This window comes from Halomonas sp. 18071143, assembly GCF_019211725.1.
GTDB classification, from domain to species: domain Bacteria; phylum Pseudomonadota; class Gammaproteobacteria; order Pseudomonadales; family Halomonadaceae; genus Vreelandella; species Vreelandella stevensii.
Genome location: NZ_CP078120.1, coordinates 3,337,146 through 3,351,954 on the forward strand (window position 1 = coordinate 3,337,146; position 14,809 = coordinate 3,351,954).

Sequence of the window (14,809 nt, forward strand, 5' to 3'; positions counted from 1 at the left end):
AATGCAATAGTCCTTTGCCCGTTTAACGCATTGTAGCAACAAGCGTGTCTCTTTAGAGTGCGGCCTCTTTCTGAATCGGGGAACGACACATGCAACACGCGTTGATACTGCTCGGCGTATTGATCGCCGGGATGGGGTTATCGGTGGAGGCAGGGCTGCTAGGGCCTCTGGGGGAGCAGGTGGGATACTTTTCTGCCACGCTCTCCATCTTCCTGGTAGGTGCCCTGTTACTGTCGCTTGCGCTGCTATTCGCGCCCAAACGCCAGCTGGGTGCGCTGTTTCAGCAGCCTCGCTGGCTATTGACGGGCGGCTTGCTGGGGCCGATCTACGTCATTGTGTTGACCCTCGCTACGCCGCTGGTGGGTGTCGGCATGACCATGGTGGGTATCTTGTGCGGCCAGGTCGCGGCCAGCCTGGCCATTGACCACTTTGGCTGGCTCGGTAGCGAACGGCGGCGCGTCGATGGCTATCGCCTGGCGGCACTGGCCATGATTCTTGCTGCCCTTTGGTTGATGTAACAGGAGACCCACCATGCTATTACCCATTGTCTTTGCCCTGCTTCTGGCGGGCGGTGCAGTCCTGGCCGCCCAATCCTCCATCAATGGCCGTCTGGGCGCTCATACTGGCGTCATGGAGAGCGCTTGGCTGACGTTCGCCGTGGGTGCCGTGCTGACCTTTTTGCTGGTGCTCTTTTTCGAGCCCCCTCAGGAAGCAACGCTCATGAGCGTGCCCAAGTGGCAACTGACCGGGGCACTCTTCGGGGTGGTCTACATGCTGGCCATCGTCTTTGCGGTACCGCGTGTCGGGACGGCTGCTGCCACGGTCTCGGTGATTTCGGGCCAGCTGCTGATGAGCCTGCTGATTGACCACTTTGGCTGGCTCGATAACGCTCAGCGTGAACTGGATGGCTCACGCTACCTGGCCATGGCACTGTTGCTCGTGGCGATCGTACTGATCTACCTGAGCCATCGGCAGCAGCAACGCGACTGACGCTCAACATAGAAATCTCACCCCCTGGGCCGCCAGGGGGCTTCTGAGCCGGTCGGGCAAGGGGCTGTCAGTGATCACCGCATGATAGTCGGCCAGCGATCCTGCGGCGCAGCGCAGCGGCAGGTCGAACTTGGTCTTGTCCAGTACCAGAATACGGTACGCCGCGTGGGCCAGCAGCGCCTCTCGGGCCATGACTTCGTCATCGTTGTAGTCGTACAGCAGGCCCTGGCTATCCATCCCGCCCACCGAGACGATGCCCACATCGACCCGATAACGCTGAAAGAAGCGCCAGGCATCACCGCCTATCACGTCCTGGTCGCGGCGGCGCACGCGACCACCCGCCACGACCAGCTCGCACTCCAGGGCACACAGTTTGATCAGCGCGTGCAGGTTGTTGGTCATGATCTGCAGGCCCTGCTTGCCGTGCAGCGCATCGGCCAGCTGCTCCACCGTAGTGCCGGTGCCTAAAAACAGCGACTGGTGATCGGTAATCAGCGAGGCTGCCTGACGGGCAATGTGTCGTTTGCCGGCCTGATTGACGATCTGGCGCTGGTCATAGCCGACATTCTCCTGGTCAGGAAACGCCATCACCTCACCGTGTCGGCGTAGCAGCAGCCCTTGCTCGGCCAACGAGCGTATGTCGCTGCGCACGGTTTGCACCGAGACGCCAAACCGTCGCGCCAATGCCTCCAGGGTCTGCCGCCCCTCGTCCCGCACGCAGGCCAGTACCGCCCGCCGACGTTGATTGACGTCCATGCTTCCTCCCGGTTTTCCCTTCAAGGTTGCCGCCAGCAAAACGAAAACCGTTTTCTGCTCGACGAAAGCCATTCACTTTCAAACGAAAGCGTAGTGTCACGATGTTGTAAGGCGATGACAGTAGTGTGATCACTGTTCACCTACTGGAGGTTTCCCCGATGTTGAAGCGTTCGTTGTGTCGTGCCGTGACCCTTGCAAGCCTTGCCCTATCCACGCCTCTGTTGGCCAACCAAACGCTGGTGCTCTATACCAGCCAGCCCAACAGCGACGCCCAGCAAACCGTGGATGCCTTCCAGGCGGCCTATCCGGAGATCGAGGTGGAGTGGGTGCGCGACGGCACGACGCGCCTGATGACTCGCCTGCGTTCGGAGCTGGCCGCAGGAGTGAGCAACCCCGACGTGCTGCTGATCGCAGACAGCATGACCATGGAGTCGCTGAAGCAGGAGGGCCATCTGCAACCCTATCTGAGCCCCGAGCGCGACGCCTACGATGAGGCGCTCTACGACGCCGACGGCTACTTCTACGGCACCAAGCTCATTACCACCGGGATCGTTTACAACACGGGTGCCGAGCACCAGCCGCAACGCTGGGCCGACCTGATTGGCCCGGAGTATGAAGGCCTGGTCACCATGCCCAGCCCCCTCTACTCCGGCGCAGCGCTGATCCACATGGCCGCCATCGGTGAAACGTCGCTGGGCCTGGAGTACTACGACGCCCTGCACGCCAACCGTACGGAAGCCCAAAGCGGTAACGGTGGCGTCTTCAACGCCGTGGCAGCAGGCACCAAGCCCTACGGCATCGTGGTGGATTTCCTGCCTATCCGTGAAGCGGCCAAGGGCTCCCCCGTGGCGTTCGTCTTCCCCGAGGAAGGTGTCAGCGCCGTGACCGAACCCGTCGCCATCATGGCGGAAGCCCAGCACCCGGACGCTGCCCAGAAGTTCGTCGATTTCGTGCTCTCCCAAGCCGGGCAGGAATTGGTGAGCCAGCAGGGCTACCTGCCCGCGCACCCGGACGTTGCCCCACCGGAAGGCTTCCCCGAACGCGACTCGATTCAGCTGATGCCGGTCGATATCGAGCAAGCGCTGTCCGAGGAAGAGGCGCTCAAGCAGCGCTTCAATGAGCTGTTTGGCGGTTGATGATGAGCCCTTCGCTGAACGTTGGCAGCCAGCATCGCTGGCTGCTTACCCTGCTCACGCTGTTGGTGGTGTTGCTCAGCCTGGCGCCCAGCCTGCGGCTTTTGATGGAAGCCCTCAGCGACCTGGGCCAGGGCAGCAGTGCCCCGCTGTGGAAAGTGCTCAACGCGGCCAGCACCTGGCGCGCTTTGTGGCACAGCCTGTACACCTCGGGCCTGGGCATGCTGATTGCCCTGGTGCTGGGCAGCCTGTTCGCCTTCGTGATCACTCTGACGGACATTCGCGGCAAGGCCTGGCTGGTGTTCTGCTTCATGCTGCCCATGATGATCCCGCCCCAGGTCACCGCGCTGAGCTGGCTACAGCTGTTCGGCCCGGCCAGCCCTTTACTGAAAAGCATCGGCATGGCACCGCCGCTGGGCAGCCCCCAGCCGCTCTATTCCGCCGAAGGCATTGCGCTGTTGCTCGGCATTCAAAGTGCACCGCTGGTATTTCTGGCGCTGCGCACTTCACTCATGTCGCTCCCCCGTGAGCTGGTCGAAGCCGCCCGGATCAGCGGCGCCCGCCAGGGTCAGGTCTGGGGGCATATCATTCTGCCCGTGACCCGGCACGGCCTGATCGCCGGAGCGGCCATGGCCTTCATCTCCAGCCTGGGCAATTTTGGCATTCCCGCCATGCTGGGCATTCCCGCAGGCTATTACGTGCTGCCCACCTTGATCTACCAGCGCATGGCCAATTTTGGCACCGGCGTGCTGGCAGAAATGGCGGCGCTTTCCCTGTTGATCGGTGTGCTGGCCCTGGCCGGGGTAGCCCTGCAGCAGTACTGGATGAATCGCAGCCGCTTTGGCCTGGGTGGGCACAGCGGCCGCGCCCACGATTTTTCACTGGGGCGCTGGCGTACCGGCGTGACGACCCTGCTGATCATGGTGCTGCTCTTGATCCTGGTGGCGCCGCTGCTCGCGCTGGTGGTGAGCTCGCTGGTCCCGGCCATGGGCGTTCCCCTGAGCCTGGATACCATCACCCTCAACGCCTACCACGAGGTCATCGGCCGACAGGGCGCCACCTGGCGGGCCGTGCGCAACAGTTTCTGGCTGGCAGGCGGCGCCGCGCTGGTGCTGATGCTGTGCAGCCTGCCCCTGGCGTACCGTCTTCAGCGCCTGCCGCCTCGTCTACAGCAGCTCACCCTCAGCGTCATCGAGCTGCCCTATGCCCTGCCTGGCGTGGTGCTGGCGATTGCCTGCATTCTGCTGTTCGTGCGCCCGCTGCCACTGATCAATCTGGCGCTGTACGGCACCCTTGGGCTGATTTTCGTGGCCTACCTGGCGCGCTTTCTGGTGGTCTGCCTGAAGCCGGTCAGCGCCAGCCTTGCGCAGCTCGACCCCTCGCTGGAAGAAGCCGCCCAGCTGGCCGGTGCTGGCCCCTGGCGGCGGCTGGCCACCATCGTGATGCCGCTGATCGCGCCCTCCCTGTTTGCCGGTGGGCTGCTGGTATTCCTGCTGGCCGTCAACGAGCTCACCGTGTCGGCGCTGCTCTGGAGCGCCGGCAACGAAACCCTGGGCGTATTGATCTTCAACCTGGACGAAGGGGGCGAAAGCGTGCTGGCGTCGGCGGTGGCCGTGCTGGTCGTGGCCATGGTGGCCACCTTGATGCTGCTGCTGAGCCTGATGGCCCCTCGCTTACCCAAAGGAGTCGTGCCATGGCAAGGCTAATGCTCGACCGCGTCACCAAACAGTTTGGCCAACACACCGCGGTCAATGGCGTCACCCTCGATATCTCTCCCGGCGAATTCGTGGCGCTGCTGGGCCCCAGCGGCTGCGGCAAAACCACCATGCTCCGCATGCTGGCAGGGTTCGAGCAGGTGAGTAGCGGCACCATGACGCTCGGTGAGACGCTGCTGGCCAGCGCCCACCACCATGTGCCCCCCGAGCAGCGCAACATGGCCATGGTGTTTCAGTCCTACGCGCTATGGCCCCATATGAGCGTGGCCGACAACGTGGGCTACCCGCTGAAGCTGCGCCGCATTCAAGGCAGCGACTACCAGCGCCGAGTCGCCCAGGCGCTGGAGCAGGTGGCGTTGACCCCCTATGCCCAGCGCTCGCCCCAGGCCCTCAGCGGCGGCCAGCGCCAGCGGGTGGCACTGGCCCGCTGCCTGGTCACCGACCCCGACGTGGTGCTGCTGGACGAACCGCTCGCCAACCTGGACCGCAACCTGCGGGCCGCCATGGAGCACAGCTTCGTGGATTTCCACCGGCGGACCCAGGCCACCATGGTCTACGTCACCCATGACCAAAGCGAAGCCATGGCCATGGCAGACCGCATTGCCGTCATGCGGGAGGGCGAGCTGGTACAGTGGGCCACGCCCGAAACGCTCTACCGAGCGCCGCGCAGCGAATGGGTCGCGAGGTTTATCGGCCAGGGCAGCCTGCTTCACATTGCCAGCGGCGCGCCTGGCCAGCGTCTCACCGAAAGCGCTTTGATGAGCGGGCTGGCCGCGCCGCTCACCGCGCGTTCGCAGCCCGTGCTGGTGCGCCCGGAGCACGTGCATCTGGATGCCACGGCCCCCAATCCCCACGACCTGACCGCCCGCGTTGAACGGCTGACCTTTCGCGGTGAGCGCTACGAGCTACACCTGCGTCTGAGCACCGGCGATGCCCTGCTGGCGTATCATCCCCACGCCCTTGGCGAAGGCCAGCAGGTCGCGGTACGCCTGCGGGAAGGCTGGTGTCTGGAGCCCGACCAATGAGCGCCCGAGTGGAGATACTCAGCGGGCTGGGCGACAAGGGCCCGGCCGCCATCGTGGTCGAGGCCCAGGGCAAACGCCTGCTGCTGGATGCGGGCGGCGCGCTGCACCCCGGTGAGGCGATCACCTGGGCGGCGGGGCTCGCGGTAGACGCCGTGCTGATCAGCCACGATCATATCGATCATATTGGCGGGGTGGCCGAGCTGCCCGAGCAGCTGCCGCTCTACTGCACGCCGCTGGTCGCCAAGGCGCTGCCGCCCCACAGAGCGTGGCAGCCACTGCCCTATCGCGGCCGTCTCGAAGTGGAAGGCATTACCGTCACCACCGGCCAGGCGGGCCACTCGCTGGGGGGTGTCTGGCTGCACCTCGACGTGGCGGGCGGGCTTTTCTACAGCGGCGATGCCTGTTTCGAGTCGCGGCTGTTTCCCTTCGATACGCCGCCACCTGCCCGTACGGCGCTGCTGGACGCCTCCTACGGCAGCTACGACCAGCCCCAGGCACACTGCATCAATACCCTGGGCAGCGCCCTGGAAACACCACTGGTGCTGCCGGTACCGGAAACGGGACGGGCGCTGGAAATGGCGCTATGGCTGGCAGAGGAAGCAGACCGCCGACAGCTCCCCCTGGCCATCGACCCCATCATCCGCGACAACCTCGCCGCCCTATTGGCGCTGCCATGCGGTTTGCGGCGTGACGGGCTGGACGACGCCATCGGCACCCTGCTCCAGCGGCCCAACGCCAGCCATCCGACACTCTGGCTGGTCAGCGACCGTGACGACCAGCCCGCCGACTGGCCCGACCACCGCCTGCTGCACACCGGCTACCTGACGCCACAGCGCTGTGCGCAGCTGGCCGCCAACGAGGTGCTTTGGCAACGCTGGAACGTCCATCTGCGCGCCTCGCATCTGGTGGCACTGGCCCATCAGCTCCAGGCTGCTCAGGTCGTGCCTCTGTTTACGCGACTGGACGATGAAGCCATTGACCACTGGCGCGAACGTCTAGGCACGCGGCTGACGACCCAGGCACGGCTTGCCCTCAGCAGCCGCCCTCAAGGCTCGGCCGTTTCACTCTTTTCATCTCAGGAATCCATCTCATGACCGCAGTCATCGTTGACGTCGACGGCACGCTTGCCGAATTTCACCCCCAGCAAGTCCATGAGTGGGTGCTGGGCCCCGCCAAACAGTGGGACCCCTTCTTCGCCCATATGGCCCAAGCGCCGGTCATCGAACCCGTGGCCAAACTGGTCAAGCTGCTGAAGGCACAGGGCCAGCAAATCGTCATTTGCAGCGGCCGCCCGGACAGCCACCGCGAGCATACCCAGGCCTGGCTCGACCGCCATGCCATTCCCTTCGATGCCATGTACCTGCGCCCCGAGGGCGATGACCATGTAGACGATGAAGAGGTAAAAGCCGCACTACTCGATCAAATGCGCAGCGACGGTTTTGCGCCCTGGCTGGTGCTGGACGACCGCGACGCCGTGGTCGCCCAGTGGCGCGCCCTAGGGCTTACCTGCCTGCAGTGCGCGCCGGGGGATTTTTAAGCACTGGCGGGGGGCACATGCCGCTGCCAAAGCAGCAGTGCTACAGGCAGCAGCGCCACAGGCACCAACACCAGGTTAAGGGTTGCCCAACCCAGGCCATTGACCAGGGGACCTGCCAGCAGCGCGGTCAGGGCGGCGGTGCCAAACACCATGAACTCGTTGGCGGCCTGGGTGCGGGCCTTGTCCTCTGGTCGGTAGCTCTGGGTCAGCAGGCCGGTGGCGGGCAAGAACGTAAAATTCCACCCAAGCCCCAGCAGAATGAGGGCCACATTGAACCCCAGCAGGCCGCCCTCCCACTGAGCCACCAGCGCACTCATCACCAGCAGCAGGCATCCGGACACGATCATTTGCCTGGCGCCAAAACGCGTGACCAGATGCCCCGTCAAGAAAGAGGGTAAAAACATCGCCACCACGTGCCACTGAATGGTCATCGACACGTGATCGAAATGATGCCCCGCCCCCGCCATGGCAAGCGGTGTGGCGGTCATGGCCAGGTTCATGACCCCGTACCCCACCATCGCCGCACTCACCGCCACGATGAACCCGGGCTGGCGGAGTATGTGGCGCAACGGCATGGCATTGGCGGCACCATGCGTCTGGGAGACAGGCGGTAGCCGCGTCGCCATCAGCACCACCAGTGCGAGCAGGTAGAGCAAGGCCAGTCCTATGAAACTCCCCAGAAACGGCACCATGCTCAGCTCACGGCTCACCCTTGCCAACCAGGGCCCGGCAAACGCTGCCAGAACCCCGCCCCCCATGACCAGGCCAATCGCCCGGTCACGCAACGGTGCGGGAGTCGCTTCCACCGCAGCAAAGCGGTACAGCTGCCCAAAACCAATGCCAATGCCGATCAGCCAGGTCGCCACCAGGAAGAGCCCGAAGTGGGCGCTCACCAAGGCCTGCGCCGCGACGAGCGCGCCCAGCAGACCCACCCCATTGCCCAGCATGAAGCCTCGCTTACGGCCCACTTTGGCCATGATCAACGATGCAGGGATAGTGGCACACATCAGCCCCAACCACTGGGTAGCCACCGGGGCCGTTGACCAGCTCGCACTCGGGGCGAGCGCCGCGCCAATCAAGGGCGAGACGGCGATCAACAGGACGTTGCCCGTGACCAGCAGCGCTTGGCAAAGCGATAACAGCGTCACCGTGAATGGCATCAGAACTCCTCCTGAACAGGGACGGCATGGGATGAGGCAAAACGCTGGCGATACACCGAGGGGGATACCCCGTAGTAGCGCAGAAACTGGCGGCGCAGTTGTTCGGCACCGCCCAGCCGCCAGCGCTGCGCCAGACGCTCTAGAGAGAGCTGTTCGCATTCGCTGATCAGTGCCAGGCGTGCCTGTTCAAGGCGCAGTTGGGTCAGGTACGCGCAAGGCGTGGTGTTCAAATGCTGCTTGAACAGTCTCGTCAGATGGCGCGGGGAGACGGCCATCTGCTCGGCCATGCTCGCAAGCCCGAGCTCTTCACTGGGGTCGGCATGGAGCCGATCCAGCAACCGACGCAGCGGCCCCGCCGATTGCTGGCGGCGCAGCACTTCGCTGAATTGGGACTGCCCCCCTGGACGCTGTAAAAACACCACCAGCTCACGGGCCACACGACCGGCCAGTTCAGACCCGTGATCGTCCTCCAGCAGCGACAGCGCCAAATCGATCCCCGCCGTTACGCCCGCGCTGGTGTAGCGGCCATGGCTTTCGATATAGAGTGCATCGGGCTCGACGCTCAGGGCAGGGTACTCCGCCGCCAGCTGTGCGGCATGGCGCCAATGCGTGGTCACACGGCAGCCATCCAGCAAGCCCGCTGCGGCCAGCAAAAAGGCACCGGAACAAATCGAACCCAGCCGTCTCACGGAAGGCGCTACCTCCCGCAACCACTGTTTGACCTCGTGGATATCGCGCTGCTGCATCACGCCACTGCCGCCCGCCACCAACAGCGTATCCAAGGGAAATCGGGGAAGAGGCCGTTGGTAGGAGTGGGTCGCCTGCAGCGCCAACCCTCCGTTCGTCATGAGTGGGCCAACGCTGTCGGCCACCAGCGTCAGGTGATACAACGGCTGAGCACTCAACGCGTTGGCACTGGCAAACACTTGCCAAGGGCCACACACATCCAGCAGTTGGCAATCAGGATAGGCAAGCAGGGCAAGATGGCGGGTCACGGTTTCTCTCCTCGAGACCAAAGCAGTAAACAGAGTGTCTGCGCTACCCCGCTTGTCGGCAAGGACCATTACCCCACCGAAAACGACATCGAGCCAATGCCCTCACGCGCCGCTCAGGCTTTTTGAACGCTGACAAACGCCAACGCCCCGCAAGGCGGGGCGTTGGCGTTGGGGTTGGCGTTACTACACGTGGCCGATGATCAACCGCCTGCAAACGAGGCGTACATGATCACCACCAGCACCACCAGCACGATGCCGGTGGGCACGGCACCTTTCCACGGGGTGAGGTCGACATCGCCCGAGGCTTCCTGGACCCAGTCCGTGGCGCGGGGGCGCAGCTTGCCGATCACCAGCATCACCGCGACCAGCAGCACGAACACCGCGGCGACGAAGTGGAACTCGTGCATGACCAGCGGCAGTTTGTTGAACGGCGGCACGAAGTAGCCTGCCGCGATCAACAAGCAACCGCCCACCAGGGCCACTTTTGCAGCCATGGGCGGCACGCGCTTGGTCAACAGCCCCACCAGCACCACGGCCAGAATCGGAATGAAATAGATGGCGTTCATGCGCTGCAGGTAGCCGAACAGGCTATCCTGCCCCGCCAGCAGCGGCGCGATGATCATGGTGCTGATGGCCATGATCCAGCCAAACACCTTGCCGGATTTCACCACCTGCTCTTCCGTGGCGTCCTTTTTCAGCACGCCTTTATAGATCCCCAGGCTGAAGATCGTGGTGGTGCTGTTCAGCGCCGAATTGAACGAGGAGAGAATCGCCCCCACCATCACCGCCGCAAAAAAGCCCGTCAGATACGGCGGCAGCACGTTGAATACCAGGTGCCCATAGGCTTCATCGGCGCGCACGCCCTGGTCGGCATACAAGTGGTAGGCAATGATCCCCGGAAGCACCAGATAGAGCGGCCCCAGCAGCTTGAAGAAGCCGGTCAACAGCACCCCTTTTTGGCCTTCCGCCAGATTTTTCGCGGCGAAGGTGCGCTGGATGATTTGCTGGTTGGTGGTCCAGTAGAAGAGGTGCAGCAGCAGTACGCCGGTAAAGATGGTCGAGAACGGCACCTGCTGGTCGGGGCCACCCATGGAGTTGAACTTGCCAGGGTCGCTCTCCTTCAGGATGCTCCAGCCTTCTATGACGCCTGTGCCGCCACTCACCGCCTGAAGGCCGAAGTAAACGATCACGAAACCGCCAATCAGCAGCCCCACGCCGTTGAGGGTGTCGGACACCGCCACCGTGCGCAGACCACCGAACAGCGCATACACGGCGCCAATCAGGCCCACGACCCAGACGGTTGCCCACAGCAGGGCCGTGCTGGATTCGATGCCGGTCAAGCCCTGTAAATCCAGCATGCCCTGCAAGCCAATGGCGCCGGAATAGAGAATGATGGGCAGCAGCACCACCGCGTAGGCAATCAGGAAGATGACGTTGGCAATGAGCTGGGTACCGGCATCAAAACGTATCGCCAGCAGCTGCGGCAGCGTGGCAATCCCGCTTTTCAAGAAGCGCGGCAGGAAAAACAGCGCCAAAGCAACCAGCGCAATCACGGCGATGACCTCCCAGGCCATGACGCTCAGGCCGTCGGTAAACGCCGAGCCATTCAACCCCACCATCTGCTCGGTGGAGAGGTTGGTCATCAGCATCGATGCGGCAATCAACGGAAACGTCAGCGTGCGCCCCGCCAGAAAATAGCCGTTGGTGCTGCGATGGTCATCGCGGCGTGTAATACGCCAGGTGACGAAGGCCACCAGGCCCGTAAAAAATAGAAACGATGCCAGGGTAAGGGCATGCATGAGGGAGGTCCTTCGAAGCGGTCGCGTCCTGGGCAGTACCCGGTACGGGCACGTGGCACCGTCTTTACACGATACGACACGGTGAATGTTGGTAAAAATACCAGGCTTCGCGGGATTCTAAGGAGGTGACACGATTCATCTATTAGTCTTTAGTCTTACCTTAATGACACAAAAGCTGTTTCTTTACGTCATTCCACGCACTGTTGGCACCTCGCTGGGGAAAACGCGTCGCGGGTAACGCAGCCACGCCCAGCTATGTCACAATACCGACCCTCCATGGATCATAAGGGAAGCACATCACCATGTTGCACTACCTGCAGGGATTACCGCACTTCTTTGCCTATCTGCTCAGCGCGCTGGGGCTACTGGTCGCGTTCATGTATTGCTACAGCCGACTCACGCCGCATCACGAATGGACACTGATCCGTGAAGGCAATGCCGCTGCCGCCCGGGCCTACGGCGGTTCTATCCTTGGCTTCACGCTGCCGCTCTACAGCGCCATGGCCAACTCCATCAGCTACCTCGATTTCATTCTCTGGGGCATCGTCGCCTTTGGGGTGCAGATCGCTACGTTCTTCGGCTTGAAGCTGGTACTGCGCCGCCAGGGCGAGAGCCTTTCCCAGCACATCACCGAGGGGCACCAGGCTTATGGCACGCTGGTGGGCAGCGTTTCCATCGCGGTCGGCCTCATCAACGCCGCTTCCATGACCTGGTAAGGAGTTCGACATGGCAGATCAACATCTTCCTCGCCGCAAGCGTAGCGCACGGCTGTCGTTGGCCATGATGGGCACCGGCGCCTTTGGCCTGACCGCCTGTACCGAACCCGCCCAGGACGAACACATTACCGACGTGAATTTTGACGAACCGCGCAGCTTCCAGAGCGTCGACGACTGTGTGGCCGCCAATATCTATACCCGCAGCGCCTGTGAGGAGGCCCATACGGCAGCGCTGGAGTCGGTGCCGCGCTTCAATACGCTGGAAGCCTGCGAGGCCGAGCACGGCGAAGGCGCCTGTGCTGCCCCCAATGAAGAGCAGGCCCAGGCCAGTGGCGGCGGTAGCTGGTTCATGCCCGCCATGATGGGCTACATGATGGGGAGCATGATGTCGAACACCAACCGTGGGCGTTCCTTCGAGCGGGTTTACCAGGAGCCGGTCTATCGCAACCGCGCCAACCAGGGCAACTGGAATGCCGCCGCCAGCCAGGCGACCCAGCGGGTCAATCAACGCAACGACGCCATGCGCAACTCGGTGGTCCAAAGCCGTCAAACCACCACGCGCCGCGGCCTCGGCACGCGCTCTGCCTCCTGGGGCTCCTGACCTACACCCGGAGCCCTCATGCTAAGGATCACCGTTCCTGAACGACCACAGTGGCAAGCCCTGGCACAGCAGCTGGGCTTCCACTTTCACACCATCGACGGCGAGCCCTACTGGAAAGAGAGCGCTTACTACCAGTTCACGCTGGAGCAAGTTGAGCGCGACATAGAAACTCCCACCGAAACGCTGCACGAGATGTGCATGGCGCTGGTCGACCGCGTATGCCGCTCGGAGGCCCTACTGCAGCGGCTGGCGATCCCCGCACATATGTGGGAGACCATCCATCGCTCCTGGACCTCCGGCCAACCGCCGCTGTATGGGCGCATGGATTTTGCCTACTCAGGGGACGGCCCGGCCAAACTGCTGGAGCTGAACTACGATACGCCCACCTCGCTTTACGAGGCGGGGTTCTTCCAATGGGTATGGCTGGAACAGGCCATTGCCCAGGGCATCCTGCCTCGCCATGCCGACCAGTACAACTCCATCCAGGAGCGCCTGCTGAACGCCCTGGCACATCTGGGCGACCGGCTCCCCGACCGCACGCTGCATTTCTCTTGTGTGAAGGGCAGCGACGAAGAGCGAGCCACCGTCCGCTACCTGCAGGACATCGCGCTGCAAGCGGGGCTGCACGCGCCGTTCGTCTACATCGAGGATATTGGCGTGACGCCGGGGCAGTCCCACTTCGTGGACCTGGAAGACCAGCCGATGGCGGCGGTTTTCAAGCTGTACCCTTGGGAAGAAATGGCGGTGGAAGCGTTCAGCCAGCAGATCACCCAGCTGGACACCCACTGGTTCGAGCCGCCCTGGAAGGCGATTCTGTCCAACAAGGGTATCCTGCCGCTGCTGTGGGAACAGTTCGAAGGCCACCCCAATCTGCTGCCCGCCTATTTCGAGCCAACCGAGAACATCTCGCCCGCGCCGGGCTGGGTTCGCAAACCGTTTTTCTCCCGGGAGGGCAGCAACGTCAGCCTGACCACCCCCGATGGGCTGTCGGAAAGCGTCGCTGGGCCGTATATGGATAGCCCATGGATTCGTCAGGCGTACCACCCGCTCCCCAGATTTGGAGAGCGCCATGCCCTGGTCGGCAGTTGGGTGGTGGGCGACCGCGCCTGTGGTATCGGCATTCGCGAAGACGTGGGCAGAATCACCAAGGACACGTCCTGTTTCGTGCCCCACGCGATCGTGTAAAAGAGATGCCTCGTAGGAGAAGGCACCGCGCTTAAGCGGCGCTGCTACCTTGCTGGTGGCGCTCTGCCACCGGTTGCCACGCGGGGGACGCCCGAAGAGCAGCGCGGTCCACCTGCACGGTGTCGGTCCAGACATTCTCCTGGGGGCGAAAGTGGCGCGCCCCAACCCAACGCAGCGGCTGCGCCAGCTTCACTTCTTCGGGCGCGCCGCCCTTGATCAGCTTGAGCAGAAAATTGTCGCTTTCGGTGGGGTGCCAGTGTGGCAGCAGTTCGAACGGCGCATTCTGGGAACGGCGTGCTGCCAATACCCCCAGCCCCGGCTGGCAATGCAGCTCGATGATATGAGCCACGCCTTTGGCCAGCAGCGCGCGATAGGTTTTCTTGTCCAGTGGCGCGGTCGATACGGCAGTAATGCTCATGGGCAACGAAGGAAGGCGCTGGGCCAGCTGGCGCCATCGGTCTTCGCTGGTCACCATGATATCACCCGCATTGAGTTCCCAAAGCGCGTTGGCGTGATCGAACAGCGAACGAGGCTGCCACCCTGCCTGCTGGGGGAGTAGCGCCCCCAATACGAAGCCTGGCGCCGTTTGCTTGGAAAGCCAGCTGACCAGCGAGCGCTGAGGTTGGGTATCGACGGTCAGCAGCGTTTGCAGCGCGATGGCTTCCTGCTGCAAGAACGCAGCTTCGTAACGATGCTGACGCTGCAGCTGATGGCTGAACGCACCACCAATAGCGGTATCGAAAAGCTGGAGATGAGAAAAATCACCCTGTTCACTCAGCGCCGTGGCCCACTCTTCAAGCGTGATGCAAGTAGGTGACAGCAGCTCTCCATCAGAGAGACCAAAAAAGCGCGTAACAGCCTGTACCAAACTGTCACGCTCAGCAGTACCTGCCGAGGGCAGCATCTCTGAGTGCGTGATGCCGTGGCGAGACATAATGCCACGCAGTACGGCAAGCACGGTTGAAGAGGTGAGTGACAACATGATGCTTCCTTAGCAATTTGTCGTATCCATTTTGTTAACAGGCTACCTGCATGTATCATTTTTGTCAAAAAAACAGCCCGGTATTTATACAAAAAACAATGTTTGTATAGCAAAACCGCCGTATTTGGAAAAACACCTCATTAAACATGGCGGTCAGTCCTGTCAGCGCTGCGCAAATATCACAAAAAGCACTATTAATCGTTGCTATCATGCTG

The 14,809-nt window shown here is 62.7% G+C and carries 15 protein-coding genes; 10 read left to right on the plus strand and 5 right to left on the minus strand.

Translation table 11 applies throughout. From position 1 onward, the window contains the following. Nucleotides 1-89 precede the first annotated feature (89 nt). Both KVY02_RS15705 and KVY02_RS15710 read left to right on the plus strand, forming a co-directional pair. Nucleotides 90-518 carry a DMT family transporter gene (locus tag KVY02_RS15705; RefSeq protein WP_039175165.1) on the plus strand — a complete coding sequence of 143 codons (429 nt, stop codon included), beginning with the start codon at nucleotides 90-92 and terminating at the stop codon, nucleotides 516-518. A 13-nt stretch (nucleotides 519-531) separates the two neighbouring features. Next, the gene (locus tag KVY02_RS15710; protein ID WP_039175164.1) at nucleotides 532-990 is read left to right on the plus strand and encodes a DMT family transporter; all 459 of its coding nucleotides are present in this window, start codon (nucleotides 532-534) and stop codon (nucleotides 988-990) included. A 3-nt stretch (nucleotides 991-993) separates the two neighbouring features. On the opposite strand, the gene KVY02_RS15715 is transcribed toward KVY02_RS15710, so the two are convergent. After that, entirely contained in the window at nucleotides 994-1,746 is a 753-nt protein-coding gene (locus KVY02_RS15715; RefSeq protein WP_081138683.1) for a DeoR/GlpR family DNA-binding transcription regulator, read from the minus strand. A gap of 158 nt (nucleotides 1,747-1,904) precedes the next feature. Here KVY02_RS15715 and KVY02_RS15720 point away from each other — a divergent pair, with 158 nt between their 5' ends. The 5 genes from KVY02_RS15720 to KVY02_RS15740 are packed head-to-tail and all read left to right on the plus strand — an operon-like array spanning nucleotide 1,905 to nucleotide 7,156. Next, the gene (locus KVY02_RS15720) at nucleotides 1,905-2,882 is read left to right on the plus strand and encodes an ABC transporter substrate-binding protein (protein WP_096922042.1); all 978 of its coding nucleotides are present in this window, start codon (nucleotides 1,905-1,907) and stop codon (nucleotides 2,880-2,882) included. Between the two features lie 2 nt (nucleotides 2,883-2,884). Next, nucleotides 2,885-4,585, plus strand: coding sequence for an ABC transporter permease (locus KVY02_RS15725; RefSeq protein ID WP_026001853.1), 1,701 nt, complete (start codon nucleotides 2,885-2,887; stop codon nucleotides 4,583-4,585). Next, the gene (locus KVY02_RS15730; protein ID WP_218313877.1) at nucleotides 4,573-5,619 is read left to right on the plus strand and encodes an ABC transporter ATP-binding protein; all 1,047 of its coding nucleotides are present in this window, start codon (nucleotides 4,573-4,575) and stop codon (nucleotides 5,617-5,619) included. Before KVY02_RS15725 ends, KVY02_RS15730 begins: the two co-directional genes overlap by 13 nt. Next, on the plus strand, nucleotides 5,616-6,713 hold the full coding sequence (locus KVY02_RS15735) for an MBL fold metallo-hydrolase (protein ID WP_218313878.1): 1,098 nt from the start codon (nucleotides 5,616-5,618) through the stop codon (nucleotides 6,711-6,713). Before KVY02_RS15730 ends, KVY02_RS15735 begins: the two co-directional genes overlap by 4 nt. Beyond that, nucleotides 6,710-7,156, plus strand: a complete 447-nt coding sequence (locus KVY02_RS15740) for a phosphatase domain-containing protein (protein WP_016915127.1) — start codon at nucleotides 6,710-6,712, stop codon at nucleotides 7,154-7,156. The genes KVY02_RS15735 and KVY02_RS15740 overlap by 4 nt, the downstream gene beginning before the upstream one ends. On the opposite strand, the gene KVY02_RS15745 is transcribed toward KVY02_RS15740, so the two are convergent. From KVY02_RS15745 to KVY02_RS15755, 3 genes are all read right to left on the minus strand, one after another. Next, a complete protein-coding gene (locus tag KVY02_RS15745) occupies nucleotides 7,153-8,316 on the minus strand; it encodes an MFS transporter (RefSeq protein WP_218313879.1) in 1,164 nt (387 codons plus the stop codon). The genes KVY02_RS15740 and KVY02_RS15745 overlap by 4 nt on opposite strands. Then, nucleotides 8,316-9,311, minus strand: a complete 996-nt coding sequence (locus KVY02_RS15750; protein ID WP_016915129.1) for a GlxA family transcriptional regulator — start codon at nucleotides 9,309-9,311, stop codon at nucleotides 8,316-8,318. Before KVY02_RS15750 ends, KVY02_RS15745 begins: the two co-directional genes overlap by 1 nt. A gap of 200 nt (nucleotides 9,312-9,511) precedes the next feature. Further along, on the minus strand, nucleotides 9,512-11,110 hold the full coding sequence (locus tag KVY02_RS15755; protein ID WP_218313880.1) for a solute:sodium symporter family transporter: 1,599 nt from the start codon (nucleotides 11,108-11,110) through the stop codon (nucleotides 9,512-9,514). Between the two features lie 302 nt (nucleotides 11,111-11,412). On the opposite strand from KVY02_RS15755, the gene KVY02_RS15760 reads away from it, so the two are divergent. The 3 genes from KVY02_RS15760 to KVY02_RS15770 are packed head-to-tail and all read left to right on the plus strand — an operon-like array spanning nucleotide 11,413 to nucleotide 13,612. Beyond that, nucleotides 11,413-11,826, plus strand: coding sequence for a DUF350 domain-containing protein (locus KVY02_RS15760; protein ID WP_081194751.1), 414 nt, complete (start codon nucleotides 11,413-11,415; stop codon nucleotides 11,824-11,826). 10 nt (nucleotides 11,827-11,836) lie between these two features. Further along, complete coding sequence (locus KVY02_RS15765; protein WP_218313881.1) at nucleotides 11,837-12,427, plus strand: DUF1190 domain-containing protein; 591 nt, start codon at nucleotides 11,837-11,839, stop codon at nucleotides 12,425-12,427. Between the two features lie 18 nt (nucleotides 12,428-12,445). Further along, nucleotides 12,446-13,612, plus strand: coding sequence for a glutathionylspermidine synthase family protein (locus KVY02_RS15770; RefSeq protein ID WP_218313882.1), 1,167 nt, complete (start codon nucleotides 12,446-12,448; stop codon nucleotides 13,610-13,612). Between the two features lie 31 nt (nucleotides 13,613-13,643). On the opposite strand, the gene KVY02_RS15775 is transcribed toward KVY02_RS15770, so the two are convergent. Beyond that, nucleotides 13,644-14,594, minus strand: a complete 951-nt coding sequence (locus KVY02_RS15775) for a hypothetical protein (RefSeq protein WP_218313883.1) — start codon at nucleotides 14,592-14,594, stop codon at nucleotides 13,644-13,646. Nucleotides 14,595-14,809: the final 215 nt, after the last annotated feature.

Excerpts from the sequence above, each read along its gene's own strand:
- KVY02_RS15705 (WP_039175165.1), top strand. The coding sequence starts at position 90 with ATGCAACACGCGTTGATACTGCTCGGCGTATTGATCGCCGGGATGGGG.
- KVY02_RS15710 (WP_039175164.1), top strand. The coding sequence starts at position 532 with ATGCTATTACCCATTGTCTTTGCCCTGCTTCTGGCGGGCGGTGCAGTC.
- KVY02_RS15715 (WP_081138683.1), bottom strand. The coding sequence starts at position 1,746 with ATGGACGTCAATCAACGTCGGCGGGCGGTACTGGCCTGCGTGCGGGAC.
- KVY02_RS15720 (WP_096922042.1), top strand. The coding sequence starts at position 1,905 with ATGTTGAAGCGTTCGTTGTGTCGTGCCGTGACCCTTGCAAGCCTTGCC.
- KVY02_RS15725 (WP_026001853.1), top strand. The coding sequence starts at position 2,885 with ATGAGCCCTTCGCTGAACGTTGGCAGCCAGCATCGCTGGCTGCTTACC.
- KVY02_RS15730 (WP_218313877.1), top strand. The coding sequence starts at position 4,573 with ATGGCAAGGCTAATGCTCGACCGCGTCACCAAACAGTTTGGCCAACAC.
- KVY02_RS15735 (WP_218313878.1), top strand. The coding sequence starts at position 5,616 with ATGAGCGCCCGAGTGGAGATACTCAGCGGGCTGGGCGACAAGGGCCCG.
- KVY02_RS15740 (WP_016915127.1), top strand. The coding sequence starts at position 6,710 with ATGACCGCAGTCATCGTTGACGTCGACGGCACGCTTGCCGAATTTCAC.
- KVY02_RS15745 (WP_218313879.1), bottom strand. The coding sequence starts at position 8,316 with ATGCCATTCACGGTGACGCTGTTATCGCTTTGCCAAGCGCTGCTGGTC.
- KVY02_RS15755 (WP_218313880.1), bottom strand. The coding sequence starts at position 11,110 with ATGCATGCCCTTACCCTGGCATCGTTTCTATTTTTTACGGGCCTGGTG.
- KVY02_RS15760 (WP_081194751.1), top strand. The coding sequence starts at position 11,413 with ATGTTGCACTACCTGCAGGGATTACCGCACTTCTTTGCCTATCTGCTC.
- KVY02_RS15765 (WP_218313881.1), top strand. The coding sequence starts at position 11,837 with ATGGCAGATCAACATCTTCCTCGCCGCAAGCGTAGCGCACGGCTGTCG.
- KVY02_RS15770 (WP_218313882.1), top strand. The coding sequence starts at position 12,446 with ATGCTAAGGATCACCGTTCCTGAACGACCACAGTGGCAAGCCCTGGCA.
- KVY02_RS15775 (WP_218313883.1), bottom strand. The coding sequence starts at position 14,594 with ATGTTGTCACTCACCTCTTCAACCGTGCTTGCCGTACTGCGTGGCATT.